Genomic DNA, 25,157 nt, shown 5'->3' on the forward strand with positions numbered 1-25,157 from the left:
TTATGAATCATAAACACAAAAAGGGTTGGATTTTTTTATTGCTATGTCCGCCATTAATTTTAGCTGCCGTTACATGGATTGTCATGATGCTTTGGAACTGCCTTCTTCCGGAGATTTTAGGAGCAAAAACAATTACTTTCTGGCAGGCCATGGGAATACTGATCTTAAGCAAAATTCTTTTCGGAGGTTTCCACTTTGGCAAAGGGGTGAGAGATTTCAAGGAAAGAAAGATGAGAGAAAAAATGGCAGGCTTATCTCCTGAAGAAAGAGAGAAATTTAAAGAAGTCTGGAGAAATAAATGCTCCGGTGGATTCTTCAACAGAAATAACGAATAATCTGAAATTTTTAAAGAAGTAGTAAAGTAAAAATCAGCATTCATTCGTCTCTATAAAAAACAAGAAGTAGTAAAATTTAAAATTTTGAAAAAATGAAAAATTCAGCATTAAAAGGGGCTCTTGGAGCATTAGCTGTTGCAGGTGTAGCCTTAATCGCTAAAAAAGCAATACAAAGAAGAAGATTTATCAAAGGTATTTTTGATGAGTATGGAATCAAAGAAAAGTCACCTTTCGGACTGGCAGATAAGATCAGAGAAATGAATGAGGAAGACTATCAGGAACTGAAAGGGAAATTCAAAAAAGAATTCCGTTCAAAATGCTGCAAAAAGGATAATACCTGCGAAGCATAAGAAAAGTAAAAACTAAATTGAAATTGTTACATTCCGGCTCGGGAAGCTTCGCTTCCCGAGCCGGAATTTTTACATAAAATAGTCCCAGTAAAGGCTTTTTAACACTATATTTGTTTCTTTCTAATTAAAAGCTATTTCCGGTTATGATGAGGTTTACAAATGTTTTTATTGTCATACTTTCATTTTTTTCGATCATATTGTTTGGCCAAAAGTCACAACAAAAACAATATATTTTCTTTTTACATAATAAATTTTTGGAAGATCATTCTTTTGAGGAAAAGCATCCGAAATATGGTGTTGCAGAATATGAGACAATACTCAATAAGCTAAAGGATAAAAATACGATTGTCATTTCTGAGAAAAGAAAAGCGGACACAGATCCGTCAGCGTATGCTGAAAAAGTAAAAAAGCAGATTGACAGCCTGATGAAAAAGGGAATTCCTGCCGGAAGGATTACCGTTGTGGGAACTTCGCAGGGAGGATATATTGCACAATATGTGTCTTATTATGAAAAGAATCCGCAATTGAAGTTTGTCTTCATCGGAGCCAGTTTTAAAGATGATTCTTTGGAAAAAGATAAAAATTTCAGATTGTATGGAAGGATTCTTTCTATTACGGAGAGATCAGATGACGGACATGTGCCGATGTCGTATGAACAGCGGTTCGTCAGATCCCACCTAAAAGACTTTAAAGAAATAGAGCTTAATACGGGATTGAATCATGGCTTTCTTTTCAAAGCACTTAATGAGTGGATTGCTCCCACTAAGGATTGGATTTCCCGTAAGTAATTACGGTCGGTCTATTACTGTTCAGTTCTTATGATTGAATTTACTACGAAATGATCTGCGTAATTTGCGAGATCTGCGGGAAACACCTTTAATATGAAGTAGAAATTCCTTGCTTTGCTCGGAATGACAAAGGGGCTGTTGAACTCATTCAATTCATGTATTTGTTGAGAAGTACAGTTTTATCGGAGATAAAATCTTTGCGCCTTAAAAATATGCAGACAGCTATAAAAAACTTTGCGCCCTTGCGTTTTTCCAACCAACGGATTATAAGCTATGTTGAGATTGCTTCACATGCAGTTCGCAATGACTTTTTGATCTATACTTCCAACAAAATTTTACCGTAAACATCAAACGCAAAGAAAAATAAATCCTTATTTTTGTATTGCTCAATGAAAGATTACTATTATTTTCTCGGTATATCACAGGATGCTTCAGAAGAAGACGTCAAAAAAGCCTATCGTAAACTGTCCTTAAAATATCATCCCGATAAAAATGACAATGATGACTTTTTTGCGGACCGTTTCCGTGAGATTCAGGAGGCTTATGAAACCTTAAGTGATCGCGCGCTGAGACGTACTTATGATCAGAATTTAGAAAACCATCAGCGAAGTTTCAGGTATAATATTCCGCCAGCCATCAAAACTTTTACAGCGAATAAAATTCATGCGAAAAAAGGAGAGGAGATTATCATCAACTGGCAGACGAGTAATGCCGATGTGGTGAAAGTATTGCCTTTCGGATTAGAAAAGCCGTATGGAGAGAGGATCTTTAAGATCACAGAATTTAAAGATGGAAAATTCCAGCTTCTGCTGCATGCAACCAATTCTCTTTTGCACAAAACGGTTGTTCAGGGAATTACCATCACAGAAGTTTTTGAAAACGATTCTGAAAAGTTCAAAAGTTCGGTGGAAGAAATGTTTAAGCCGCAGCCTGCAACAAGAATAAACAAGTCAGGTCAGCCTAAGATAATGATGCTGATCTGGGGAATTATTATTCTGGCAATTGCGATCTATATGCTGATAAAAAACTTCAGCTAATTGCGTTTATGCCATTTTCTTTCTTCCCGGGCATTTTTTACATCTTTTTCCCTTCTTGAATTTTTTACAGCATGATTTCTTTTCACAGAACATCTCTTCGGTATTGAATGAGTAAGGTGCCAATGGCGGAACTTTAAATGGGATAATCATATTCATGTTGCAAATATATTAATTTAGAATAAATATAATTAATAAAATTAATAAAATTTCATAAAATTCTTACAACCTGATGAATAGCAGTTTCAAATTAATTTAAAAGAGTTTTAATGGAAGTAAATTTGAATGACAGAAGCTTTCAGTATAAGAATAAAAATAGATGTTGAACACATTATATTTTTAAAAAAATTCGTTTAATAGATTCAATAATAAGGGTGAAATTTATTGATGATATACACTAATTTAATAATACGCAAAGAACTTAATTATATAGAAATTGATAGTTTTCCTTGTGTATTATGTATAGAATAATGGTTATTATTGATGAAATTAATGCTAACCTTATCATAATTTACGAAATGCAAATTGTGATAAAAATCACAAATAGATGTGTGAATTATCACCTCTCTGGTACTCTTGTGAAATCATTCAAAAAATTGTAATTTTACCCATCTTTTTACAAACAAAATCTAATAAATAAAAATGAATACAGAACAGTTTGTGAGCCGTCACATTTCCCTTAATGAAGCCGATAAACAGGCGATGTTGGAGAAACTTGGCGTTTCTAGTATTGAAGAGTTAATTTCTCAGACCATCCCTTCTTCTATCCGTTTAGAGAAAGATCTTGAGATCTCGGAACCACTTTCTGAATACGAAATGTTGAACCACTCAAAAGAATTGGCATCTAAAAATACTGATTATACAAGTTATATCGGATTCGGATACCACAATACCCTTTTGCCTTCAGCAATCCAGAGAAATATTTTTGAAAACCCTAGCTGGTATACTGCGTATACTCCATATCAGGCAGAAATTGCACAGGGAAGACTTGAAGCTCTTCTTAATTTCCAGACTGTAGTATGCGATCTTACAGGTTTTGCATTGGCAAATGCATCTTTATTGGATGAATCTACTGCTGCTGCTGAAGCAATGCATATGTTCTTCAACAACAGATCTAAAGACCAGAAAAAAGCCGGAGCTAACAAGTTCTTCATTTCTGACCTTGTTCTTCCACAAACCATTTCTGTATTAAAAACAAAAGCTGAAGGGTTAGAAATTGAGATTGTAGTAGGAGATCATAAAACATACCAGTTTGATGGTTCTTATTATGGTGTTTTATTACAATATCCTGGTAAAAACGGAATCGTTTTAGACTATACAGAAGATATTGTAGAATATAAAAAACTTGATCTTCAGGTAGCTGTGGCTTGTGACCCGATGGCTTTGGTTAAGCTAAAGTCTCCTGCAGAAATGGGTGCTGACTGTGCCGTAGGAACTACGCAGAGATTTGGTATTCCATTAGGGTACGGAGGTCCTCACGCAGCTTTCTTCGCTTGTAGAGAAGATTATAAAAGAGATATTCCGGGAAGAATCATTGGGGTTTCTCAGGATATGTACGGAAAACGTGCATTAAGAATGGCATTACAGACCAGAGAGCAGCACATCAAAAGAGAGAAAGCTACTTCAAACATCTGTACAGCTCAGGTTCTTTTGGCAGTAATGGCCGGTATGTATGCTGTATATCACGGTCCGAAAGGATTAAACTATATCGCTGATCAGATCCACTTTAAAGCCAATGCTTTAAAAGGAGGTCTTAAAGCATTAGGATATCAGGTAGTAGAAGAGCCAATCTTCGATACTGTGAAAATCACTATGGCTGAAGATGAGAAAGCAAGATTGGTAAGACTAATGCTTGATCACAGACTTAACCTTAACTATTTCACAGAAGGTGTAGTAAGCATTGCGATCAACGAAAGTACAACATTAGAGAAATTAAACTATCTGATGGCTTCTTTTGCTCAGTTTAAAGACAAGCAGACTTTCAAATTAGAAATCAAAGAAGGATACAGTATTCCGGAAGAAAACTTAAGAAAAGACGAAATTCTTACAGAATCAGTATTCAACAAATACCACACGGAAACAGAATTGATGCGTTACATCAAGCGTCTTGAGAGAAAAGACCTATCATTGACCCACTCAATGATTTCTTTAGGATCTTGTACCATGAAACTGAACGCAGCTACTCAGATGTTACCGCTTTCATGGGAAAACTGGGGAGCAGTTCATCCATTCGTACCTGTAAACCAGGCTGAAGGATATCAGGAAATGATCCGTGAACTGGAGAAAGATTTAGCAGAAATTACAGGTTTTGCAGGAACTTCTCTTCAGCCAAACTCCGGAGCTCAGGGAGAATACGCAGGATTAATGGTGATCAGAGAATACCATATTTCAAGAGGAGACCACCACAGAAATGTAGTATTGATCCCTCAGTCTGCACACGGTACCAACCCGGCTTCTGCTGCTATGGCAGGAATGAAAATCGTAGTCGTGAAAAACCTTGAAAACGGGGAAATCGACTTCGAAGATCTTAAAGCTAAAACAGAACTTCATTCAGCCAACTTATCAGCTGTAATGATCACTTATCCTTCTACTTACGGATTCTTTGATGCCAACATTAAAGAAATTACCAACCTTATCCATGAGCACGGAGGACAAGTATATATGGATGGTGCAAACATGAACGCTCAGGTAGGATTTACAAGTCCTGGAAACATCGGAGCAGACGTTTGCCACCTTAACCTTCATAAAACTTTCGCAATTCCTCACGGAGGAGGAGGTCCTGGGGTAGGTCCGATCTGTGTTGCTAAACACTTAGTACCTTTCCTTCCTTCCAACGCAAATATCAGAATTGGTTCTAAAGAAGCAATTGACGGTATTTCTGCAGCACCTTACGGCTCAGGATTGATCCTTAACATTTCTTACGCTTACATCAAGATGTTAGGAACAGAAGGTCTTAAAAAGGCTACAGGCCATGCTATTCTTAACGCTAACTATCTGAAAGAAGTATTAGCAGAGCATTTCCCGATTTTATATTCAAACGAAAACGGAAGAGTAGCTCACGAATGTATCGTAGATTTCCGTCAGTTCAAGTCTTTAGGAATTGAAGTGGCTGATGTGGCGAAGAGATTGATGGATTATGGTTTCCATGCTCCTACCGTTTCTTTCCCGGTTGCAGGTACTTTGATGATTGAGCCTACAGAATCTGAAAGCAAGGCTGAAATTGATCGTTTTGCTGAAGCGTTGATCTCTATCAAAAAAGAAATCGATGAAATTGCAAACGGTGAAGCAGATGCTACCAACAACGTATTGAAAAATGCTCCTCACACAGAACAATTGGTAATCTCTGATTCTTGGGATAAACCATACAGCAGAGAAAAGGCAGCTTATCCGTTAGAGTGGGTAAGAGACCACAAATTCTTCGCTTCTGTATCAAGAGTAGATGAAGCATACGGAGACAGAAACTTAGTATGTACTTGTGAGCCTATTGAAGCTTATATGTAATCTCAGTTTTTTAACGATAAAAAAAATCCCTTTCAGTAATGAGAGGGATTTTTGTTTTTATAGTCATTGCGAGCGTAGGGAAGCAATCTCTTTAACGCAATTGTCGCGAGGATTTTCGACTACTAATTGTTTCAAATGTTCGCAAAGGCGTTCCACTCAGCGAAGCTTAAACGATGTGTTTTTTCGACAAATTACGAGCCTTGTATGACCATTGTCATTGCGAGCGTAGCGAAGCAATCTCAATGATTTTTATTTGCTTTTAATCAGTTCTTCAAGCCTGGTCATCATATCATCCTTTTCTTTCAGCATTCTTTCATAAAGTGCAATTTTTTCTTCGTGAAGCTGGATGATTTTATCAATAGGATTGTAATTATTGACAATTACCCCTGTCGCGTTATCATGGAAGTTGCTTGCAATAATATTGATAGCCTGTTCTTCATCAAAATTCTGAAATGCTTCCACAGGAATTTTTAAAACCTCAGAAATCTTTTGAAGAAGCGGATCTTCAATGGTTTCTTTCTGTTCCAATAAGGAAATTTTCTTCTGATTCCAGTCATCCCCTAAATCCAGCGCTAAAGCTTCCTGTTTGATGCCCAGCATTTCTCTGAATCTTTTTACGTTTCTTCCCTGATGTATCTTTTGTTCCATTTGTGGTTTTTAAGCTTATTTGAAGGTTTATGATCAGTAAAGATAAAAAAATGTGGTAGAAAAATAGAATTAATGTTCGGACTTATTTTCCTAATTTAATTCAACTTATAAAAATATTTCATTTTTTTCGACCACTCTAAAAAACATTTTTTTCTGTCGATCTCAACATCAATTTTCCAATTTGGTTCTGTGATTTGTAGATTATTGAAAGCCTGATCAATTGTAATAAAAAAATGATTGAAAAATATTTTTCTTTCGTGGATTTTTGTTGAATCATCTACACTTTTTAATATAAGATTTCTTCCTAAGTATTTTTTTAAATCAGATTCTATAGCTATATATTCCAGTTGTCTCATACGTTGTCTTTTCCTACCAATTAAGTTATAGTAATGAATTGATTTGCCTTTAAGAAATTCAAAATTATTATATTCAGAATATCTATTAAAAATTATAATTCGATCAATTTTTTTTGGTAATTTGAAGATTATCTTTAAAAAATTTTGTATTTGTGTATTATCTTTAAAGTCATAATAGTGCAAGGAAAGAATATTAGATGATAGTAGTGAAAATAGAAGAAATTCAATGTTTTTATTTGCTTTATTTATTTTGTTGTATCTATAATGTATGATATTGGGTTGTGAATCTAAAGTTATTGCGAATAAGCAATCTATTGTATCACAATTATCATTATAAAGATCTTCAAAAATGTTGTCATTATTATTGTCAATAACGTTATTGTCAGAAATTCTATTATTATCTGAGAGTTCCACTACCAATGTTTGCAATATCTCAATATCATCAATATTTTCCTCTAAAAAATTTAAATATGATTTTGTTAAAAGAACATTTAAATTCTCATTAAATAAGATACTATTAATGTCTGCAAATGATTTATCACGAGAATTTGATACATATTTTTCAATGATATCTAATGATGGTAAAATAGTCATTATAATAATTCTTTTACTAAGTTATATGTATTGTCGTAGAACCCTGATGGGAAGCTTGGTGATAATTTTCCTTTTATATCAATAGAATGTGATGTGATTTCAAATTTCTTTTCTGTGCGCTTAAAGTAGTGTATTGTAATATCTTCAGGCTTCAAATTATATTCTTTATTCTTTATTAAAACTTGTAACTTTCTTATAATGTGTTCACTGTGGGTTTCAATAAAATAATTATTGTTATTTCCTATACTTAACAATGTCTCAATAAATTTAGCTTGTAGTGAAGGATGTAAATGAACTTCAGGTTGCTCAATTAGTAATGTTTCGTTTTTATGAGTGAATTTTTCTGATAATATAGCTTGAAACAAAATTGGTAATTGTAATGAAACACCATATCCGACATCTGTGATATTAGACCAAAATCCCTTTGTCTTAACATTTAACGCTAAAACTGGTAATTCTTTATTTTTTATTATTTCGACTTGTTCTGCGATACCAGATTTATGTATAAATTTATTTAATAAATCAATTTTATTTTTAAATTCTCTTTCACTTTGACCTGGATCACCTAATATATTAATTAGCTTTTCAATATCAATAAGTTTATAATTGGATTTTTTATCTTCTTGAAAATATAATCTTTTGGGAGAATTTCCAATTGGATTAACAAAACGAAAACCATCTATATACTCCAAACAATAATTTTGGAAAATGAGTAAAAATATAACTTTATAATATATATCCAGAGGATTTTCAATATCTAAGGCTAAAATTTGCTTTTTAATATCTGGTTCAAACAAAGTAAAAAAGCCTTCTTTTTGTGCTAAACAATCCTTTAGTTCAAATTTGAAATCTTTGAAATTCCCAATAATAGTAGAAGAAAGCTCTCGTTGACTATCGTATAAATCGATTTTTTTACTTTGTATTTCTATCTTTCCAAAAATATCATTTTCAATAATGGTTGTAATATTTTTATGATTATTTAAAGTAGAACTTAAAATAAACTTTATTGACGTTTTTGAAGATTCTATATTGTTTAATAAATTGATTATTATTTGATTGTCAAATTCGTTTTTATCAAGTTTGTTGGTGAATTTCAGAAAAAATTCTATGTATTTTGATGAATCACTAAATGAAAAATTTAATTTTCGTGACTTAATCTTATCTCTAATTACTTCTTGGTAATTTCCTAAGTCTGTGTAATCTCCTCTCAATTTTAAATTACTTTCTAATGGTGAATCAAGCGTTTGCTTAAGTGAAAGTAAAAATTTCAATAGTGAACTTTTTCCACCACTATTTTCACCTATTAGAATATTTACTCTTGAAAATTCTAAATCCTGATTGTCAAAGTTTCTGAAATTATGAATATTTAATTTCATATGTCAATTTAATTTATAGTTTGTAATAAAACTTTAATATATAAAATATCTTAAAGTATAAATTTAAAAGTTATTTTACTTTCAATAAAATAATTTTTTTAATTTTAAAGTTGCCTTATTTTTAATATAATAATCTCTAATTAATAAAAAAATATTTTATCTGTTAGAAAGAAAATAATATTATTACAAACTTGCGAAAAAAAAAATTACATTGCTTACGGGAAACCGCAAAAATATTATTTCTTAAAACAAAATCACCTCCCAAAAACTGAGAGGTGCCTAGTATTTAAATTCCGGTTTTTTATCTTCGCTTAAAGCTATACGCCAGCAAAATAGCAAAGCCCATAGTAACGCAGGTTATAATTGAAATGGTTTCAATGGAAATTCCACTTTTCATCTGTGTGTTTTCTTTTTCACATGAAAAAAAGAATAATAATGTCATGAACAGACATACCGATAGTAATTTTTTATCCATAAATGTATTTGTTTGGTTACGAAATGTTTATAGCAAAAAGTATACCGGATTTGTAGACTAAGAAATGGGTTTATTAAGTTGTCCTTTTAGTTAGTACCTGGGATTAATGAGTAACAAACGTTATCCTATTAATAGCCCTTCGACAGGCTCAGGGTGACAATCCGAATACCAACCGAAATTTTTAGCGTTGTCAGGCTGAGCCTGTCGAAGCCGGTATTACTAAAGTGATAGGTTTTTACTGCTTAATTTTCGGTTAAATTTTTGGAAACGTTATCTATTACCAAAATATAATGACAATAATGAAAAATAGTACCAGCAATGAAAAGGAGAGAAGCTATTATTATCTCAGTAGTCAGGTGATGTAGGATAAAATGCAGGATCAGGAAAAGTACAGCGGAATAGATTAGGGAAAATAGGATAGAATAAAATGCTTTTGTTTTGTAGGTAAGAATTCTTGTATTTTCGTTGTAGTAGAAGTATTCTTTACCAGGTGAGAAAACTAATGGGGATTTGTTGGCAAAATCAAGTTTAAACATTTTGTTTTCACCTATGATGGTGCCGTCAGCAAGAACAATATCAGTTAAACCCCTTTCTGTGATTGAATGACATACTGCATCAGTGACATTTTTAAACGTTTTGCTATCTTTTATTTCTCTCTCAAAAGTATAAGTAAAGGGGAACATATAATTTTAGTCTTTATTATTTGTTTTTCCTTCATCCCAATAATAAGTGTCCGGGTAGATTCTCGCTCCAAAAACAGCAGTCCCCACCCGTACAATCGTGGCGCCTTCTTCAATGGCCGTTTCCAGATCGCTGCTCATTCCCATGGAAAGCTCTTTCATTTCTACGTTGGGGATATTTTCGGTGATGATGTCCTGCTGAAGATTTTTCAGGATTTTAAAGCATGCTCTTACTTTATCGGTCTCGGCACTGAACAGACCGATGGTCATCAATCCCTTTATCTTTAAAGTAGAGTAGTGAGAGACCTTTCGGGTAAGTTCAATCGCCTGATCAGGATTAACGCCAAATTTGCTTACTTCATTGGATGTATTCACCTGAATCAAAACATCCATTGTTCTGTTTTCAGCCAAAAGTCTTTGATGAAGTTTTTCAGCAAGTTCCAGACGATCCAGAGACTGGACGCAGGTAACATCGTATTTCAGGATATCTTTGATTTTATTGGTCTGAAGATGGCCGATAAAATGATTTTCATGGGGAATGTCTTTCAGGTCTTCATATTTCTCCTTCAATTCCTGTACCTTGTTTTCTGCGATCAATTCCTGTCCGTTTTCCAAAGCAATTTTGATACGGTCTGCAGAAACAGTTTTCGTAGCCAGTAATAATCTGACTTCATTATTGTTTCTTCCGGATTGCTCACAAGACTTTCTTATTCTTTCATTGATCAAAGCGAGGTTGTGGAGAATATCTTCTTTCATGATGGGATAATTTCTTTAGCCTCCAGTTTTTTTATTAAAGCAGCTTTGACGGCGGTTAAAGCATGGTCTTTAGCTTCAGCAAAAGAAACAGAGTATTTTCTTTCAATCGTTCTCAAATCTTCCGGAAACTGTGCTAATAATTGATTGTAGTACGAATCCAGAACGTCAGCGGAAGGCATTTCATAATTAATTTTTAGCTGGAAGCGTCTTAAAAGGGCGGTGTCAATAATCTCAGGATGATTGGTGGCACAGATTAAAAGCGCATTCTCAGGATAATAATCAATCAGTTGAATCAGGGTATTAACTAATCTTCTCATTTCACCCACATCTTTATCATCGCTGCCTCTCGCTTTTCCGATCTGATCCAGTTCGTCAAGAAAAAGTACGGATCTTTCTCTGGCGGCTTTATCAAAAATCATTTTAATATTCTGGGACGTTTCCCCGATACGGGATGAAACAATATTGCTAAGGTTTAAAATAATAATATTTTTTCCCAGAGCATTGGCAATGGCCTTGGCCGTCATTGTTTTTCCACATCCGGAACTTCCTTCAAGCAGAATCTTATGGTTAACCGGCAGGCCGTATTCCTGCAGTTCCTTAACATAAGCATGCTCCTTGATAAGTTGTACAAGCTGCTCCCTGTTGTTCGCATTGAGAAATACTTCGTTAAGATTTACCTGTTCTTTATCTTGAATAATAAGGTTGTACAGATTCATAATGACAATTAAAAATATTGAGTAAACAAAGATAAAGCTTTATTGGACGTCAAAAAGAATCCTGAAAAATAATAAACAGCTGGTCCAGCGTAAAATGGATTGTAATGATAAATGAACTGATGTTGGTGTTAGCAACAATTTGTGAAAATCTGTGAGATTTGTGGGAAAAAGACTCAATAAAAAATAAAGCCAGACTTGCGACCGGCTTTATTCATTGGATATTAAAATTTGTTATGAAACTAAGATCTTTCTGCTTATGTTTTTGTACCCTTTTACCCGATGGGTAAAAGAGTGATCCGATCTCTCAGACTAAAAACATAAAACAATATAATTAGTATAGATTTTCTATAGGCTTGTTTTGTTTTAAGATTAGTTTCTTTCTCTTCTTACTGTCATGAAATATGAAGTAATTACGACTAAACCTGTTGCGATACCGATATAAGTTATCATTTTGTATTATTTTTAATTATTTGACTTTTTTTTATCAATCTTTCAATTGCAATATTACTACTTTCAAATCATGTGCCAAAGTAAAATACTATGATGTTTATCAGTGTATTAGCGTGTTTCAGGTTCATGTATTGGTGAATTTTTGTTTACAATAAATTAATGTATTATTTGAAATTTATTAATACTTTTATTATTCTATCTGTAAAATTATGTGAATGTGTTAACTGTTTATCGACTTCTATATTGGACTTGATAAAACAAATAATAAATAATGCTTAGCATAATATTGTTTTAAAGTGTATTTTTTGAACGTTAATTTTTCACTTCAAACAGATTTTTATGTTAATAAAATTTATTTTTAACACTGATTTCTATGTTGGAATTTTTGTCAGCTGTCATATTTCATGTCAGAGAGAAATAGGAGTTTGTGTCACAACTGAAAATAACATTGTCTGCTGACCGATGGCTTGGATGCCATGTTTTGAATTACCCGGAGGCTTTTACTACTTTTGTATAAAGAATGAATTTTATGGGACGCAGTTATATTTTTCTTGCTCTGGCAATCATATTTGAAATTATTGCCACTACTTTTCTGAAAAAATCTGAGGAATTTTCCAAACTATGGCCATCTATAGTAACAGTTGCCGGATATGCCTGCGCTTTTTATTTTTTAAGCCTTACCCTTCGTCAGATTCCTGTAGGAATTACCTACGCCATCTGGTCCGGCGTAGGGATTGTATTTATAACGATGATCGGAGTGATAGCATTCAAACAGATACCGGATCTGCCGGCTATCATTGGTATTGTCCTGATTGTAACCGGAGTGATTATTATCAATGTATTCTCAAAAATGGGAACCCATTAAACAATAATATCCTGCTGCATTTGCTGCTGCTTCCAGTGTTCAGACCTTTTTTTGTATAAAAAGAACTTCCCCAGTTTATATTTGAACTTTAAAAAACCTCTGAACTCAATGCCGTCAAATAAAGTAAAAGGAATAGAAGGATTTTCTGCCAGAGACTGTTTTATACCCTTACTGAAGACAGTAGGACCAGTAGTAGCGTGTACATCATTCGGATACCGGTGATTATTGATATTATCAAGCATCAGTTCTAATGTTTTCTTAAGAAAAGGATGGTTTTTATTAAAAATAAGTCCCCATTGCACATATAAATTGGCATGTCTTTCCGCACTGATCACCGCTTCGTCACTTTCTTTGATAAGTTCCCGGAACGGCTTTACGATACTGCTGTCAATATCCAGATAAATGCCTCCTTTTTTATATAAAACAGCGTACCTGAAAAAGTCAGCTTTTGCAGCACCAATTGTCAGTTTATGGTAGGTTTCAATATAGCTGGGAGGAAATTCTTCTGTGAGAAATTTTTCAATATCACTGTCATCATAAAAGAAGTAGCTGTATTCCGGATTCTTTCTTTTCATATTCCAGATGTGATATCGTGTTATCAAAGGGAGCTTTTTGGTTTTAAAAGTCTGAAATATTTGTTTGGGTACTGCCATGTCCTGTTTTTAATAAATTCTTATACAAATTCTTAAATCCTTTTTCGTCAGTGATGTGCATGCAGTAATAAGAGTTTTCATAAGGAGAAGGGAATCCCTGAAATTTGAAACAGCTTATGCCGGCTTTGTTTTTTGATTGTATTTTGAAGAAATGGTTAAAAGCCGGAAGAAGAAAATTTTAATTTTTTTTTAATCTTCCAGATTGTGAATTTTAATATTAAGTTCAGATATTGTAAAATCAGTTTTCTTTTTTTAAGGGTTGAATGATAGATTGGAAAAAATTGAAGGTGAAAATTCTGTCGTAGAATATATCCAGGCTGTTTTCAATAATTGCATCCGTGTAGCAGGCAGTATCAGGAACAAATGTTTCCTCTACAAAAACAAACCAGAGTTCTGAAAGCCCAAATCTTCTTCTAAACTCTTCAGATGCATTGCTGTCGGGAACGGCAGAATGTTTAAGATCACAAAACAGGATTCCTTTTTCCTCCCCTTCATGGACTACAATATTAATGGAATGATGCAGGTAACTAACAATTTTCATTTTTGCATCGAAACATTCTACAAAATGGTGAAGATCGATAAGCTGTATTACTTTTTCTTCCTGCTGAGATTCGGTCATAAAAAAACATTCTACTGATATTTCCTGAGTGAGTTCTTGAAAAGCTGTTAATTCCATATGTGTTCATTTATCAGCACAAAGGAATAGAGAAAAGAAGGATACAAATTTGTTTTTATACAAAATGGCTGGTATTTTATACGAAATCCTGAAGGATGATCATTGGTATAATAAAATACCGGTTTTGTATAATAAAACAACTTTAATTTCCGTTATTGCCTATTTTTGTAATAAAATGAGCCTGCCATATGAAATATAGCCCGTGGAAATTTGAAGAAACCTTTGTGATCGATTTTCTGGTGGAAGCGAAGTATGGATTCCGAAGGCATCTGCTGTTCCTGATCTTCTTTTTCTTTTTACTGTACAGCGCAAGATTCTGGCACTGGTATTCCGGAATATATCAGTACTATGTTTTATTCTTTGTGTATGTGATTCTGATCGCAATGGTCTACATTAATATATATGTATTGGTTCCTCGGTTTTTCTTTAAAACAAAATATGTCACTTATCTTGTTCTGCTCGTCCTTATGGGTGTGATGGGACTTAATTTCATCGGGTACAGTTTCAGACATCTTTTTCAGGATTTCAGAACACAATACATTCCGAAAGATAATGAAAGAGGAGGCATTTATGAGGGCGTTCTGATGTGTATTCCGATCATCCTGACGACGACAACCATCAAACTTCTGCAGAAATGGATCAGTGATAATAAAAGAATCAATGAACTGAGCAATCTTACCCTGAATATGGAGCTGAATGAATTGAGAAACCAGATCAATCCGCATTTTCTGTTCAACATGCTGAATAATGTAAAAGCATTGATCAGAACAGATCCGGCCAAAGCATCTGTAGTCATTGTAAAACTTTCCGAGTTTCTCAGATATCAGCTGTATGAAAACAGCGAAGAAAAAACGTTGCTGACTTCAGAGATTGATTTCCTGTCTAACTTTTTAAATCTTGAAAAAATAAGACGGGACAATTTTTCTTTTGACATTCAGGTCAATATTGATCAAAGAGTAATAAGCAGTACCTTTATTCCTCCGAATCTGTTTACCACTTTTGTAGAAAATGCTGTGAAACATAGTGTAGATCTCAGTGGAAGAGAATCCTATGTGAAAATAGAAATCAATATCAATAACAGGCAGCTTTATTTTAAATGTGTAAATTCAATAAGTACCGGTTATCTTCCTTCGGACAAAAAGAGCAGTGGACTTGGGCTCGCCAATATCACAAGAAGACTGGAACTTCTTTATAGTGATACTTTTGATCTGAAGACAGATCCCGGAAAGAAAGAATATATAGTAAATTTAAAAATTCCCGTGTGATGAATTGTATTATTATTGATGATGAACCTCTGGCAAGATCCGAAATGAGATCGCTGATCACTGAAATTTCCGGTATTGATATCCTTGGGGAATTTTCCAATGCGCCGTCTGCCCTCGAATTTCTTAAAGATAATGAGGTAGATCTTATTTTCCTCGATATAGAAATGCCCATGGTAACAGGTCTTGAATTTGTAGAAATGCTTCCGAAAAAATCACTGATTATTTTTACTACCGCCTATTCTCAATATGCATTGAAAAGCTATGAACTGGAAGCCGTAGACTATCTTTTGAAGCCTGTTGATCCGCAAAGACTGGAAAAAGCAATTGATAAAGCGGTACTTTATACAGAGCTTTTATCTAAAGATACCGTTAAAAATACCGTGGAATCCAATACGGCAGACTTTTTATTCATCAAAGCAGAACGAAGATTCTATAAAATCAGTTTTTCAGATATTAAATTTATTGAAGGGCTCAAAGATTATGTAGTTATTCATACAAAGCAGCAAAAGCTGATCACAGCAATGAATTTAAAAACCATTCATCAGAAGATTTCCGGGGAAACCTTTATCAGAGTAAGCAAATCCTACGTGGTGAATATGAATTTTATAGATTCATTCGACAATCATAATATATACATTGAAGACTCCGAAATTCCTCTTGGAGAAGTATACCGCTCCGAGTTTTTTACAAGATTTGCAGGAGGTCTTCTCAATTCAGACTGATATATAAGTAATGAGTAATGAGCAATAATAAATATCGGTCATATGATTAGAAAATTTGTGTAATCAGTGGGGAAAAATAGAATATTATGATTCAATAGCAACGGGCTTTAGTCCGTTAGATAAATAAAAACAATCAACGGCTTCAACCAAAACATAAGAATAGCGGTTTATTCAATAAAGCTTCTGATCCTTTTCACAATAAAAACTTCTCCTTTTTCCTACGCCGGTTTGTTTCTTAACCAATTTTTGTCCACAAACCGGACATACCGATTTTGTATGAACCAGCCAATGCTTTTTCAAAACAAATTCTCTTTTCAATTTCAAAAAATCAAAACTGTAATTCCTGGCTTCAGCAATGAGCTCTTTTCTTTTTTTAGCAGGAAGATTACCCAGTAAACTTTCAGGCTGCACACCAATTCTGAAAAGAACCTCATTCTTAATAATATTGCCTACACCTGAAAAAATATCCTGATTCATCAATGCATCACAAACCATCATTTTTGGATTGGATTTTAATTTTTCTTCGGCTTTTTTGGGGTTCCATTGGTCGCTCATTACATCAGCTTCCCAATCAATTGTTGAAAAATATTCAATAGGTACGGATTTTACGGAACAGGTGTAAAAATAAATGTTTCCGGTAGAGAAAAACAAGGCCAAACGCAAACTTTTATCCGGTTTGGTCTGCTCATCAACACTGTAAGAACCGAACATTAATAAGTGAATTCTGATAGCTGCCTTTTCAAAAACTAGGTAAGTCTGTTTTCCAAAAGTACGGATTTCGAGAAGAGTCTGGCCAATGAAAGAATCTTTCTCAAATTGGGCATTCCCTGAAACTTCTGTCACTTGCTGCCCTGCAAATGGTTGCAAGGTTTCTTTCATTAATATAATGGATGGACCTTCAGGCATACGTTTGTTTTGAGATAAAGATTCAAATAATATTCCATAGCTGCATACAACCTGATTTTTATCCCAAAACAAACCTGTTTAAAATATTTTTAGGCCAGTTTTTGTCCTACAAAACGAATGACGGAACCTGTCCCGTTATGGAATAGTCCCTCATTGAGCTCTATTTCTGTTTCAGCTAATTCAATAATATCATAATCCGGAAAATCGGCTTTGATTTCTTCAATAGAGAATAAAGACTCAAGATCTTTTGGACCACCTACTTTTTCGTTTTTTGCAATATATTCAAGATGATTTTTGCTGAAAGCTTCGAAAATAATAAAACCACCTTTACGGAGATATTGATTTAACATCTGATGAATAGAAGATTTGATCGCACCCGGAAAATGAGCGTAGATAAGCGCAATGGCATCAAACTGCTCTTTCTGATAATCCAAAGTGGAAAGTTCTCCCACCTGATAATCAATAATAACCTGCTGTTGCCCGGCCAATTGTAACGCTTTATCTCTTCCGTTTGCACTGATATCGAAAGCAGAAACCAGCCATCCTTGTGTGGCTGCAAAAACAGCATTTCTTCCTTCTCCTTCTGCGGGGAAAAGTATTTTACCTGGAGTTAATTGTGATAATTGTTCTCTTAGATAATTGTTGGGTTCTGTTCCATACGCAAATTCTTCGCTGCTGTACCTTTCGTCCCATCTGTTGAGCCATGTGTTGTCTGTCATAGTTATAATTTAAAATTTGAAAGAAGAATTATAGGGATTCTTCAACTGTATTGGTTGTATCAAATGTAAAATATTTATTCAAGCTTTCCGATTCCTAAAAAACGTTTACTATCATAGATTTTTTGAATGGAAGATCTCACTAATAAAAATATAAATACTATTCCGTACAATTAAAATTTGGAGTAATTTTGAAAAATGATGAATTTAAACCAGATTTTCACCAATCAACGTACAGGAAACAATCCACAGACCAAAGCTTCACGAACTGATTTTCAAAGGGATTTCGACAGAATTATCTTCTCTTCTGCCTTTAGAAGACTGCAGAATAAAACGCAGGTTTTTCCTCTTCCGGGAAGTGTTTTTGTGCATAACAGACTTACGCATTCTCTGGAAGTATCATCCGTAGGAAGAAGTTTAGGAAGTATTATCGGTGAATTTATTGCTGAAGATTTTAAAAATGAACTCACTGAAGACTCAAAGAATTTTTATCTCTATAATTTAGGAAATGTAATTGCCGCAGCATGTTTATGCCATGATGTGGGAAATCCTGCATTCGGACATTCCGGGGAAGATGCCATTGCAAGCTATTTTGAACGAAATGAAAAGGATCTGAAATCAAAATTCAATGAAAAGGAGTGGGCAGATCTGGTTAATTTTGAAGGAAATGCAAACGCCATCAGAGTATTGGCACAGCAGCAACAAGGAAAAGATGCAGGAGGTATCCAGCTGACATTTTCTACACTGGCAAGTATTGCAAAATATCCATGTGAGGCTGTTGCAAAGAAAAAAGGAGTCATTCACAGAAAGAAATTCGGTTTTTTCCAGAATGAGAAAGATATATTCCTGGAAATTGCTAAAGAAACACAGCTTATTTCTGAAAGTGAGGAACCTCATATTTTCAAAAGACATCCTTTTGTGTGGCTGGTAGAAGCGGCTGACGATATCTGTTACAACATCATTGATATGGAAGATGCCCACAGATTGGGAATTGTTTCCACAGCAGACTGCAAAAACCTGTTTTTCGAGCTGGTAAAATCGGAGACGGATGATGTTCAGAGAATTGAAACAAAGTTACGTTCTATATCCAATGAAAATGAACAGATTTCTTATTTAAGAGCAAAAGTAATCAATGCATTAATCAACAAATCGATTGAGATGTATAAGCATAACTTTGAAACGATTCTTGAAGGAAATCTTAGTAATGGATTACTTGATATTTATAAAAAAGAAAATAAAGCACTGCAGGATATCGAAAGTTTCTCGGTAGAAAAAATTTACAATCATAAAGCTGTTGTTGAAATTGAAAATGCCGGTTACAATGTAATGTATGAATTGCTGGATCACTTTATTCCTTCCATTCTGAAGTCTAAAGATAACAGAAAATCATATGATGAAAAAGCTTTGAAATTAATTCCAAAGCAATTCATTTACAATGACGGAACCGATTATCAGAAAGTTCTTGGAGTTATTGATTTCGTTTCCGGAATGACAGATAATTACGCTACCGATTTATATAGAAAAATTAAAGGAATAGACATCGGAATGACCGTATAAATTCTATTTACTGTAATAATTCAGAAGCCTCTTCAATTAGTGATCTCATTAAAGCAGAGGCTTTTTTATGCTTTAAAAGTGGCGCAATCTGACCGGACCAGAAGAAAACCAGATCATTTTTTTGCTGTTCCAAAGCTGCTTTTCTCAATGCCCCCATAAAATGTGTCTGCAATGGGAACGGTAATGTTTTTTCTGTTGCTGCCAATACATCTCTTGTGATTTTTGTCGTAATTCCACGTCCTAATCTTCCGGTATAAGCTCTGGTTAAAGTAGTGGATCTCGCAGCTTCAGAAAATAAAAACTCTTTGTGTATCGGTAACGCTCCGGATTCTTCAGTAGCCAGAAATGCTGTTCCGATTTGTACAGCATCGGCTCCCAACTTAAAAGCCCCCGCAATTCCACGGCCGTTGGCAATTCCTCCTGCAGCAACTACAGGAATTTTTACCTTATCTTTAATCAATTGAATCAAAGAAAAAGTTCCCGTTACAGAAAACTCAGCACTATCCAGAAATGAAGGTCTGTGACCACCGCTTTCAAAACCGGAAGCCACAATAACATCCACGCCTGTTTTTTCCAAAGCAATCGCTTCATCAAGTGTTGTTGCATTTCCCAAAACAACGGTTCCCTGACGATGAAGATCTTCGATGAGGTTTTCACCAAGCAGTCCAAACATAAAGCTGAAAACTTTAGGCTTTATATCCAAAACCACCTCCAGCTGATTTTGAAATCTCGATTCAAAAGGGAGTGGTGTTGAAGGAATATCCGTCTGCAGAAGATCAAAATAAGGTTTGAAAGTCTCAACAGCCTTTTGGTATTGTTCTTTTGTGTGTTCTTCGTTAATGATATCGTGATCACTTACCCAGAGATTAAGATTGTAAGGTTTGTCCGTTTTGGATTGTATCGCTCTGTGAGTGTCATAGATTTCCTGCGGTGATAACGTATACGCTCCGAAACCTCCCAATCCGCCAAGATTACTAACTGTTGTTGTCAATTCAACAGTAGAAAGACCTCCTCCAAAAGGCCCTTGCAGGATAGGGTATTCAATTCCTAATAATTCCGTAATTCTATTTTTATTCCACATGATTGTATTGGTTTTCATTAAAAATCTGAATTAAGGCTGTACATTGGTCAAAGTCTTGTTAACGATCATCCATTGTCTGTCTATATGATTGAAAGTTATGAAATTATAATAATTAAAATCATACATCCTTACGTTTAATTTTGCAACAGCAATTGAATTCATAATGTCGATTGAAATAATCTCCGCTTTAAAATCTTTTCCTGATTTCTGCGGACTTATACGATTTCCAACGCCTTCAATATATTGCTCTGCAGTTTTGAAATACGGAACTCCGTTAACGTCTCCGAAAAGCAAAGCATCTTTATAAAAAGCTTTGGCAAGAATATCGGTATTTCCTTCATAAATCCCTTTGAAATAATAATTCTCTATCACATTTCTTATTTCAGTTTCTGCGGTCTGACTGGTTTTCATATTCTTTACATTTTGTGCATGGCCGCCCAACGGAAAGCTGAGCAGCCATGCTATAATTAATGATAGTTTCATGATAAATGGTGCCCGGCACCCATTCCGCCGTCAACATTGATGATGGCTCCGGAAATTAATGTGTTCTTTGCAATCGCATGAATCATCTGAGCAACTTCTTCCGGCTCTCCGATACGATTAATGAGGTGGATTCCTGCATTATTGTCAAGGTCTGCACCATGCATGGGAGTTCTGATCAATCCGGGAGCCACCGTATTGACTCTGATATTATCTTTCCCAAACTCTGCCGCCAGCTGCAAAGTCAGTGCATGAATAGCTCCCTTACTCGAAATAGGCGCTGTGGAAGGAGACTCCGCAATGGCATGATACACCAATGGTGTTCCTACATTAATTACCACACCCTCTTTTTGTCTGATCATCTGAGGAATAACAGCCTGTGTAGTGAAGAATGTTCCTTTTAAATTTGTTGTTAAAAAACGGTCCAGATAATCTTCGGTAACTTCAAGGAAAGGCTTGTTCTCGTAAATTCCGGCATTATTGACGAGAACGTCGATTGATCCGAATCTTTGAACTGCTGTTTTTACCAATGCTTCCCCTGTTGATTTGTCAGAAACACTTCCGGCAACCATTGCCAGATTTTCACCGGCTCCAAGTTCATTATAAACATCCTGTAGTTTAGATGCCGTTTGGGAATTGATGATGACATTATCACCTCTGTCCAGGAAATAACGGGCCGTTTCCAATCCTATTCCTGAAGAAGCTCCTGTTATAATTACGGTTTGTTTTTTCATTGCTGATTTATTTTTTTCCTGTTGAAAACCCCTGTTCTTTTAATACTGAAACCTGTTCTCCGGCATATCCCCAGTTATCATCCTCAATCTCGTTAATGACAATATGGGTTAAGTGAGGATCCTTATTCAAAACTGAGGTGACAGCTTCACTTATTTTTCTGATTAATTGCTGTTTTGTTTCGCGGTTAAGATCTTCGCGAAGCACATCTACTTTGATGAATGGCATGATGGTAAAATTTTTAAGGTTATAGAATTAATAAGCTTCCGCTACAAGATGGATGTTTAAGTCAAAATTGTTGTATATCAGCGTATCACCAAGGTTGGTGAAGAAATTGGAAGATCTGAATCTGATGTTGAATTTCGTTCTGTCTACTATGATCTTGGTTTTTAGAACGGCCATATTATCTGTTTTTACAATCTGCAGGCTTGTGTCTATAGGATGTGTAATTCCTTTTATGGTAAGATCTCCTTTTGCATAATAAAGATTTTCATCACCCGGTTCAGCATGCGTGATTTCGAAATGAGCTTCAGGAAAATGCTCAGAATTAAAGAAATCATCAGAAGCCAGATGATTGGCAAACTGTGCATTGGTTTCAGCATCTTCAATGTCCAGGATTTTGATGGAACGGGTATCTATGACAAACTTTCCTGACATAGAACTTCCTTCTCCAAATGTGAAGTTTCCATCTTTTATACCGATAGTTCCATTGTGAGCGCCGGTTACTTTTCTTCCGATCCAGTCGATAGTACTGTTTTCTGTATTGACTTTAAAATTTTTTGTGTCCATTTTTATTGGGTTTAAATATTGACACAAAGTTCAGCCGACTGAAGGAAAAAATTATGTGATGTACCTCACAAAATAGAGGAAGAGATTAATTGTTTTAAAGAGGTTGATTACTGGTGCAGCCTGCTCAAAGTTTCTCTGGTTACTCCCAGATAAGATGCAATCAGATGTTTCGGAACCAGATTGTACAATTGAGGATACATGGATAGAAGTTCTTCATACCGGAATCTGGCATCATTATTCATAAAAGATAACAAACGTTTCTGGGCGGCTACATACCCTTTATTGGTTCTCCATCTGAAAAAATGTTCAACTTCATGAATTTCATTACAGATCTTTTCCCTGTCCTCGTTGGAAATAGAAAGGATGCTGGCATTGGTGATACAGTCTACATTGATGGTTGCTCTTGTTTTATTGTAAAGTGCATCAAAATCTGTCACCCACCACGTAGGCATGGCAAACTGAAGGATAAACATTTTCATGCTGTCATTAAGATAAAATGCTTTCAGACAGCCTTCCAGAACAAAATATTCATGATTCACAAAATCACCTTCCGAAATAAGACTTTGCCCTTTTTTTAAAGAGATCAGGTTAAAATGTCCGAAAACATAATCCAATTGCTCTTCAGTAATTGAAGTGAATTTAGAGATGTGATCTTTTAATATTTCTTTTGAATTGACCATGATGTAATGAATATTCAAAAGTAAGTCTTTTTCAGAATAGTTTTGGTTAAAAAAAAAATATGATATCATAAAGTCTGATTTCCCGGGGATTATATTCCGGATCTTACATTTATTTTTCTTATATTTAAGCAGCTACTTACAAAAAATGTTTTTAACAAAAACAGGTGGTGTAACGACATATTAATAAAAATTAAAACTATGAGTATATATTTTGCACCCGTTATTTTCTTCGGGCTTATCATTTTATTCGCTTCGTTTTTTGTCGTTAAGCAGGAAACAGCAGCGATTATAGAGCGTTTCGGGAAATTCCGTGCGGTAAAGCATTCAGGTCTTCACCTTAAGCTGCCCATCATAGATCAGATTGCCAAAAGACTTAATCTGAGAATTCAGCAGTTGGATGTACTGATTGATACAAAAACATTAGACAATGTTTTTATTAAAATGAAAATTTCTGTTCAGTATCAGGTCATCAGAAGTCAGGTGGGAGATGCCTACTATCGTTTGGAAAATCCTGAAAATCAAATTACTTCTTTTGTTTTTGATGTGGTAAGAGCAGAAGTTCCCAAGTTGAAGCTTGATGATGTTTTTGTAAGAAAAGATGATGTGGCCATTGCAGTGAAAAGCGAGCTTCAGGATGCCATGAACAGTTATGGTTATGATATTATCAAAGCTTTGGTAACAGATATTGATCCGGATGAGCAGGTAAAACATGCCATGAACAGGATCAATGCAGCAGAAAGAGAAAAAACGGCTGCTGAATACGAATCTGAAGCACAAAGAATCAGAATTGTTGCGGTTGCAAAAGCAGAAGCAGAATCCAAGAAATTACAAGGGCAGGGAATTGCCGACCAGAGAAGAGAAATTGCAAAAGGACTTGAAGAGTCTGTAAGAATGCTGAATAATGTGGATATCAATTCTCATGAGGCTTCAGCGCTTATTGTAGTAACACAGCATTATGATACTTTACATTCTGTGGGTGCCAGCAACAGAAGTAATCTTGTACTCCTTCCCAATTCACCAACAGCAGCCAGCGGAATGCTGAATGATCTTGTGGTAGCGATGACTACAGCCAACACAGTAGGAGAAGCTACTAAAGGAAAATATCCTGAACCTCCACAAAAAGAGACTGGGTTTTAAGATAAAAAGGAAAATGAAGATATAATGGTTAACTTTTCCGGATTGACCAAAAAGTAACTTCTGACTTCCTTCTTCCCGCAAAATAAAAAACCGCTTCTGAATTTTCAGAAGCGGTTTTTATTATTTCTTCGTTTTAGAAACCTGTTCTACCAATGTATATTTGATGGAAGAAGCATCTGCCGGAGGATTTTCGATTTTTTCTGTTTTTACTTTTAAAACATATTCGTAACCCGGCTCATAAGTAAAGCCTTCAATGTGGCTGTAGAAATTCGTCCAGGCTGCAGAAGCGCTTTCTTTTACCTGCATGCATTGCATACGACCAGCTCCGGCAGAACACTCTACGGTTTGCGGCCCTACGATAATTGTCTTTTCATTGGCTGCCATTTCTGCTTTTTTCGTTTTAGAAACCTGCTTTACCAAAGTGTATTTTATGGAAGATCCGTCAGCCGGCGGATTTTCAATTTTTTCTGTTTTTACTTTTAAAACATATTCATACCCCGGTTCATAAGTAAATCCTTCGATATTGCTGTAGAAATTGGTCCAGCTTGCGGAAGTGTTTTCTTTTACCTGCAGACATTTCATAGGAGCTACTCCTGTACAATCTGCTGTTTGTGGTCCTACGATGAATGTTTTTTCATCACCTGCGGATGCATTGGCTGTGGTTGTACATTGCGTCATTGCGAATAATGCTAATGCGGGTGCTGCCCCTTTTAGAATTGTTGCTATACTTTTCATAAACTTGATTTTCCCCATACCTCGCAATTACCATGCCGAAGTTGGCTTTCCTTAATTGTAGTAGTTCTGCTATTGCTTTTTACTTTTTTAATCGTTTAATTTGA

At 35.0% G+C, this 25,157-nt stretch carries 28 protein-coding genes; 10 read left to right on the plus strand and 18 right to left on the minus strand.

All coding sequences use genetic code 11. The features are described 5' to 3' along the window. The first annotated feature begins 2 nt into the window (after positions 1 to 2). The 4 genes from ACLI50_RS00575 (at position 3) to ACLI50_RS00590 (ending at position 2,510) form a co-directional block, all read left to right on the plus strand. Complete coding sequence (locus tag ACLI50_RS00575; protein ID WP_047433535.1) at positions 3 to 335, plus strand: hypothetical protein; 333 nt, start codon at positions 3 to 5, stop codon at positions 333 to 335. Positions 336 to 427: 92 nt separating this feature from the next. Further along, a complete protein-coding gene (locus tag ACLI50_RS00580; RefSeq protein ID WP_110010383.1) occupies positions 428 to 685 on the plus strand; it encodes a hypothetical protein in 258 nt (85 codons plus the stop codon). Between the two features lie 254 nt (positions 686 to 939). Next, positions 940 to 1,473 (plus strand): alpha/beta hydrolase, encoded by a 534-nt coding sequence (locus ACLI50_RS00585; RefSeq protein ID WP_343638797.1) that lies wholly within the window; start codon positions 940 to 942, stop codon positions 1,471 to 1,473. 389 nt (positions 1,474 to 1,862) lie between these two features. After that, the gene (locus ACLI50_RS00590; RefSeq protein ID WP_110010381.1) at positions 1,863 to 2,510 is read left to right on the plus strand and encodes a J domain-containing protein; all 648 of its coding nucleotides are present in this window, start codon (positions 1,863 to 1,865) and stop codon (positions 2,508 to 2,510) included. A gap of 6 nt (positions 2,511 to 2,516) precedes the next feature. On the opposite strand, the gene ACLI50_RS00595 is transcribed toward ACLI50_RS00590, so the two are convergent. Continuing rightward, a complete protein-coding gene (locus ACLI50_RS00595; RefSeq protein WP_171006367.1) occupies positions 2,517 to 2,666 on the minus strand; it encodes a hypothetical protein in 150 nt (49 codons plus the stop codon). A 483-nt stretch (positions 2,667 to 3,149) separates the two neighbouring features. Between ACLI50_RS00595 and gcvP the strand changes: the two genes are divergently transcribed. Then, positions 3,150 to 6,008, plus strand: coding sequence for an aminomethyl-transferring glycine dehydrogenase (gene gcvP / locus ACLI50_RS00600; protein ID WP_411412917.1), 2,859 nt, complete (start codon positions 3,150 to 3,152; stop codon positions 6,006 to 6,008). A gap of 249 nt (positions 6,009 to 6,257) precedes the next feature. On the opposite strand, the gene ACLI50_RS00605 is transcribed toward gcvP, so the two are convergent. The 6 genes from ACLI50_RS00605 to ACLI50_RS00630 form a co-directional block, all read right to left on the minus strand. Further along, positions 6,258 to 6,656: a helix-turn-helix domain-containing protein gene (locus ACLI50_RS00605; RefSeq protein WP_142016916.1), complete on the minus strand. Its 399-nt coding sequence runs from the start codon at positions 6,654 to 6,656 to the stop codon at positions 6,258 to 6,260. Between the two features lie 95 nt (positions 6,657 to 6,751). After that, on the minus strand, positions 6,752 to 7,606 hold the full coding sequence (locus ACLI50_RS00610) for a hypothetical protein (RefSeq protein ID WP_411412918.1): 855 nt from the start codon (positions 7,604 to 7,606) through the stop codon (positions 6,752 to 6,754). Further along, positions 7,606 to 8,982 carry a DUF3696 domain-containing protein gene (locus ACLI50_RS00615; protein ID WP_411412919.1) on the minus strand — a complete coding sequence of 459 codons (1,377 nt, stop codon included), beginning with the start codon at positions 8,980 to 8,982 and terminating at the stop codon, positions 7,606 to 7,608. Before ACLI50_RS00615 ends, ACLI50_RS00610 begins: the two co-directional genes overlap by 1 nt. 717 nt (positions 8,983 to 9,699) lie before the next feature. After that, a complete protein-coding gene (locus tag ACLI50_RS00620; RefSeq protein ID WP_411412920.1) occupies positions 9,700 to 10,140 on the minus strand; it encodes a hypothetical protein in 441 nt (146 codons plus the stop codon). Positions 10,141 to 10,146: 6 nt separating this feature from the next. After that, positions 10,147 to 10,893 (minus strand): YggS family pyridoxal phosphate-dependent enzyme, encoded by a 747-nt coding sequence (locus ACLI50_RS00625; RefSeq protein WP_411412921.1) that lies wholly within the window; start codon positions 10,891 to 10,893, stop codon positions 10,147 to 10,149. Then, positions 10,890 to 11,609 (minus strand): AAA family ATPase, encoded by a 720-nt coding sequence (locus ACLI50_RS00630; protein ID WP_411412922.1) that lies wholly within the window; start codon positions 11,607 to 11,609, stop codon positions 10,890 to 10,892. Before ACLI50_RS00630 ends, ACLI50_RS00625 begins: the two co-directional genes overlap by 4 nt. A 979-nt stretch (positions 11,610 to 12,588) precedes the next feature. Between ACLI50_RS00630 and ACLI50_RS00635 the strand changes: the two genes are divergently transcribed. Continuing rightward, positions 12,589 to 12,924 carry a DMT family transporter gene (locus tag ACLI50_RS00635; RefSeq protein WP_411412923.1) on the plus strand — a complete coding sequence of 112 codons (336 nt, stop codon included), beginning with the start codon at positions 12,589 to 12,591 and terminating at the stop codon, positions 12,922 to 12,924. Here the strand turns inward: ACLI50_RS00635 and ACLI50_RS00640 are convergent. Next, entirely contained in the window at positions 12,921 to 13,577 is a 657-nt protein-coding gene (locus tag ACLI50_RS00640) for a glycosyltransferase family 32 protein (RefSeq protein ID WP_110010374.1), read from the minus strand. The two genes, ACLI50_RS00635 and ACLI50_RS00640, sit on opposite strands and share 4 nt — an antisense overlap. A 238-nt stretch (positions 13,578 to 13,815) precedes the next feature. Further along, on the minus strand, positions 13,816 to 14,253 hold the full coding sequence (locus ACLI50_RS00645) for a hypothetical protein (protein ID WP_411412924.1): 438 nt from the start codon (positions 14,251 to 14,253) through the stop codon (positions 13,816 to 13,818). A 188-nt stretch (positions 14,254 to 14,441) separates the two neighbouring features. Between ACLI50_RS00645 and ACLI50_RS00650 the strand changes: the two genes are divergently transcribed. Together ACLI50_RS00650 and ACLI50_RS00655 are read left to right on the plus strand one after the other, a co-directional pair. Then, positions 14,442 to 15,518, plus strand: a complete 1,077-nt coding sequence (locus ACLI50_RS00650; protein ID WP_343638780.1) for a sensor histidine kinase — start codon at positions 14,442 to 14,444, stop codon at positions 15,516 to 15,518. After that, a complete protein-coding gene (locus ACLI50_RS00655; RefSeq protein ID WP_343638779.1) occupies positions 15,518 to 16,240 on the plus strand; it encodes a LytR/AlgR family response regulator transcription factor in 723 nt (240 codons plus the stop codon). Before ACLI50_RS00650 ends, ACLI50_RS00655 begins: the two co-directional genes overlap by 1 nt. 171 nt (positions 16,241 to 16,411) lie before the next feature. Here ACLI50_RS00655 and ACLI50_RS00660 read toward each other — a convergent pair whose 3' ends face one another. Continuing rightward, entirely contained in the window at positions 16,412 to 17,146 is a 735-nt protein-coding gene (locus ACLI50_RS00660; protein WP_411412925.1) for a DNA-formamidopyrimidine glycosylase family protein, read from the minus strand. A gap of 89 nt (positions 17,147 to 17,235) precedes the next feature. Then, entirely contained in the window at positions 17,236 to 17,865 is a 630-nt protein-coding gene (locus ACLI50_RS00665) for a class I SAM-dependent methyltransferase (protein WP_062675244.1), read from the minus strand. Between the two features lie 198 nt (positions 17,866 to 18,063). Here ACLI50_RS00665 and ACLI50_RS00670 point away from each other — a divergent pair, with 198 nt between their 5' ends. Further along, positions 18,064 to 19,419, plus strand: coding sequence for a deoxyguanosinetriphosphate triphosphohydrolase (locus ACLI50_RS00670; RefSeq protein ID WP_411413312.1), 1,356 nt, complete (start codon positions 18,064 to 18,066; stop codon positions 19,417 to 19,419). A gap of 7 nt (positions 19,420 to 19,426) precedes the next feature. Here ACLI50_RS00670 and ACLI50_RS00675 read toward each other — a convergent pair whose 3' ends face one another. The 6 genes from ACLI50_RS00675 to ACLI50_RS00700 form a co-directional block, all read right to left on the minus strand. Beyond that, positions 19,427 to 20,518 (minus strand): NAD(P)H-dependent flavin oxidoreductase, encoded by a 1,092-nt coding sequence (locus ACLI50_RS00675; protein WP_411412926.1) that lies wholly within the window; start codon positions 20,516 to 20,518, stop codon positions 19,427 to 19,429. Positions 20,519 to 20,530: 12 nt separating this feature from the next. Further along, on the minus strand, positions 20,531 to 20,983 hold the full coding sequence (locus ACLI50_RS00680; RefSeq protein ID WP_411412927.1) for a nuclear transport factor 2 family protein: 453 nt from the start codon (positions 20,981 to 20,983) through the stop codon (positions 20,531 to 20,533). Further along, a complete protein-coding gene (locus ACLI50_RS00685) occupies positions 20,980 to 21,714 on the minus strand; it encodes an SDR family NAD(P)-dependent oxidoreductase (RefSeq protein WP_343638769.1) in 735 nt (244 codons plus the stop codon). The genes ACLI50_RS00680 and ACLI50_RS00685 overlap by 4 nt, the downstream gene beginning before the upstream one ends. 7 nt (positions 21,715 to 21,721) lie before the next feature. Then, positions 21,722 to 21,940 carry a tautomerase family protein gene (locus ACLI50_RS00690; RefSeq protein ID WP_062675241.1) on the minus strand — a complete coding sequence of 73 codons (219 nt, stop codon included), beginning with the start codon at positions 21,938 to 21,940 and terminating at the stop codon, positions 21,722 to 21,724. Positions 21,941 to 21,967: 27 nt separating this feature from the next. Beyond that, positions 21,968 to 22,501, minus strand: a complete 534-nt coding sequence (locus tag ACLI50_RS00695) for a YceI family protein (protein ID WP_202838612.1) — start codon at positions 22,499 to 22,501, stop codon at positions 21,968 to 21,970. Between the two features lie 107 nt (positions 22,502 to 22,608). Beyond that, positions 22,609 to 23,250 (minus strand): Crp/Fnr family transcriptional regulator, encoded by a 642-nt coding sequence (locus ACLI50_RS00700; RefSeq protein WP_411412928.1) that lies wholly within the window; start codon positions 23,248 to 23,250, stop codon positions 22,609 to 22,611. Between the two features lie 129 nt (positions 23,251 to 23,379). On the opposite strand from ACLI50_RS00700, the gene ACLI50_RS00705 reads away from it, so the two are divergent. Beyond that, a complete protein-coding gene (locus ACLI50_RS00705) occupies positions 23,380 to 24,318 on the plus strand; it encodes an SPFH domain-containing protein (protein ID WP_343638761.1) in 939 nt (312 codons plus the stop codon). A gap of 120 nt (positions 24,319 to 24,438) precedes the next feature. Here the strand turns inward: ACLI50_RS00705 and ACLI50_RS00710 are convergent, their stop codons facing one another. Further along, positions 24,439 to 25,053 (minus strand): DUF4377 domain-containing protein, encoded by a 615-nt coding sequence (locus ACLI50_RS00710; protein ID WP_228436696.1) that lies wholly within the window; start codon positions 25,051 to 25,053, stop codon positions 24,439 to 24,441. Positions 25,054 to 25,157: the final 104 nt, after the last annotated feature.

Origin of the sequence: Chryseobacterium cupriresistens, from assembly GCF_046614675.1 — a bacterium.
GTDB classification, from domain to species: domain Bacteria; phylum Bacteroidota; class Bacteroidia; order Flavobacteriales; family Weeksellaceae; genus Chryseobacterium; species Chryseobacterium cupriresistens.

What these genes read in the sequence shown, in the direction of transcription:
- ACLI50_RS00575 (WP_047433535.1), top strand. Translation starts at nt 3, where the DNA reads ATGAATCATAAACACAAAAAGGGTTGGATTTTTTTATTGCTATGTCCG.
- ACLI50_RS00580 (WP_110010383.1), top strand. Translation starts at nt 428, where the DNA reads ATGAAAAATTCAGCATTAAAAGGGGCTCTTGGAGCATTAGCTGTTGCA.
- ACLI50_RS00590 (WP_110010381.1), top strand. Translation starts at nt 1,863, where the DNA reads ATGAAAGATTACTATTATTTTCTCGGTATATCACAGGATGCTTCAGAA.
- ACLI50_RS00595 (WP_171006367.1), bottom strand. Translation starts at nt 2,666, where the DNA reads ATGAATATGATTATCCCATTTAAAGTTCCGCCATTGGCACCTTACTCA.
- gcvP (WP_411412917.1), top strand. Translation starts at nt 3,150, where the DNA reads ATGAATACAGAACAGTTTGTGAGCCGTCACATTTCCCTTAATGAAGCC.
- ACLI50_RS00605 (WP_142016916.1), bottom strand. Translation starts at nt 6,656, where the DNA reads ATGGAACAAAAGATACATCAGGGAAGAAACGTAAAAAGATTCAGAGAA.
- ACLI50_RS00610 (WP_411412918.1), bottom strand. Translation starts at nt 7,606, where the DNA reads ATGACTATTTTACCATCATTAGATATCATTGAAAAATATGTATCAAAT.
- ACLI50_RS00615 (WP_411412919.1), bottom strand. Translation starts at nt 8,982, where the DNA reads ATGAAATTAAATATTCATAATTTCAGAAACTTTGACAATCAGGATTTA.
- ACLI50_RS00620 (WP_411412920.1), bottom strand. Translation starts at nt 10,140, where the DNA reads ATGTTCCCCTTTACTTATACTTTTGAGAGAGAAATAAAAGATAGCAAA.
- ACLI50_RS00625 (WP_411412921.1), bottom strand. Translation starts at nt 10,893, where the DNA reads ATGAAAGAAGATATTCTCCACAACCTCGCTTTGATCAATGAAAGAATA.
- ACLI50_RS00630 (WP_411412922.1), bottom strand. Translation starts at nt 11,609, where the DNA reads ATGAATCTGTACAACCTTATTATTCAAGATAAAGAACAGGTAAATCTT.
- ACLI50_RS00635 (WP_411412923.1), top strand. Translation starts at nt 12,589, where the DNA reads ATGGGACGCAGTTATATTTTTCTTGCTCTGGCAATCATATTTGAAATT.
- ACLI50_RS00640 (WP_110010374.1), bottom strand. Translation starts at nt 13,577, where the DNA reads ATGGCAGTACCCAAACAAATATTTCAGACTTTTAAAACCAAAAAGCTC.
- ACLI50_RS00645 (WP_411412924.1), bottom strand. Translation starts at nt 14,253, where the DNA reads ATGGAATTAACAGCTTTTCAAGAACTCACTCAGGAAATATCAGTAGAA.
- ACLI50_RS00650 (WP_343638780.1), top strand. Translation starts at nt 14,442, where the DNA reads ATGAAATATAGCCCGTGGAAATTTGAAGAAACCTTTGTGATCGATTTT.
- ACLI50_RS00655 (WP_343638779.1), top strand. Translation starts at nt 15,518, where the DNA reads ATGAATTGTATTATTATTGATGATGAACCTCTGGCAAGATCCGAAATG.
- ACLI50_RS00660 (WP_411412925.1), bottom strand. Translation starts at nt 17,146, where the DNA reads ATGCCTGAAGGTCCATCCATTATATTAATGAAAGAAACCTTGCAACCA.
- ACLI50_RS00665 (WP_062675244.1), bottom strand. Translation starts at nt 17,865, where the DNA reads ATGACAGACAACACATGGCTCAACAGATGGGACGAAAGGTACAGCAGC.
- ACLI50_RS00670 (WP_411413312.1), top strand. Translation starts at nt 18,064, where the DNA reads ATGAATTTAAACCAGATTTTCACCAATCAACGTACAGGAAACAATCCA.
- ACLI50_RS00675 (WP_411412926.1), bottom strand. Translation starts at nt 20,518, where the DNA reads ATGAAAACCAATACAATCATGTGGAATAAAAATAGAATTACGGAATTA.
- ACLI50_RS00680 (WP_411412927.1), bottom strand. Translation starts at nt 20,983, where the DNA reads ATGAAACTATCATTAATTATAGCATGGCTGCTCAGCTTTCCGTTGGGC.
- ACLI50_RS00685 (WP_343638769.1), bottom strand. Translation starts at nt 21,714, where the DNA reads ATGAAAAAACAAACCGTAATTATAACAGGAGCTTCTTCAGGAATAGGA.
- ACLI50_RS00690 (WP_062675241.1), bottom strand. Translation starts at nt 21,940, where the DNA reads ATGCCATTCATCAAAGTAGATGTGCTTCGCGAAGATCTTAACCGCGAA.
- ACLI50_RS00695 (WP_202838612.1), bottom strand. Translation starts at nt 22,501, where the DNA reads ATGGACACAAAAAATTTTAAAGTCAATACAGAAAACAGTACTATCGAC.
- ACLI50_RS00700 (WP_411412928.1), bottom strand. Translation starts at nt 23,250, where the DNA reads ATGATATCATATTTTTTTTTTAACCAAAACTATTCTGAAAAAGACTTA.
- ACLI50_RS00705 (WP_343638761.1), top strand. Translation starts at nt 23,380, where the DNA reads ATGAGTATATATTTTGCACCCGTTATTTTCTTCGGGCTTATCATTTTA.
- ACLI50_RS00710 (WP_228436696.1), bottom strand. Translation starts at nt 25,053, where the DNA reads ATGAAAAGTATAGCAACAATTCTAAAAGGGGCAGCACCCGCATTAGCA.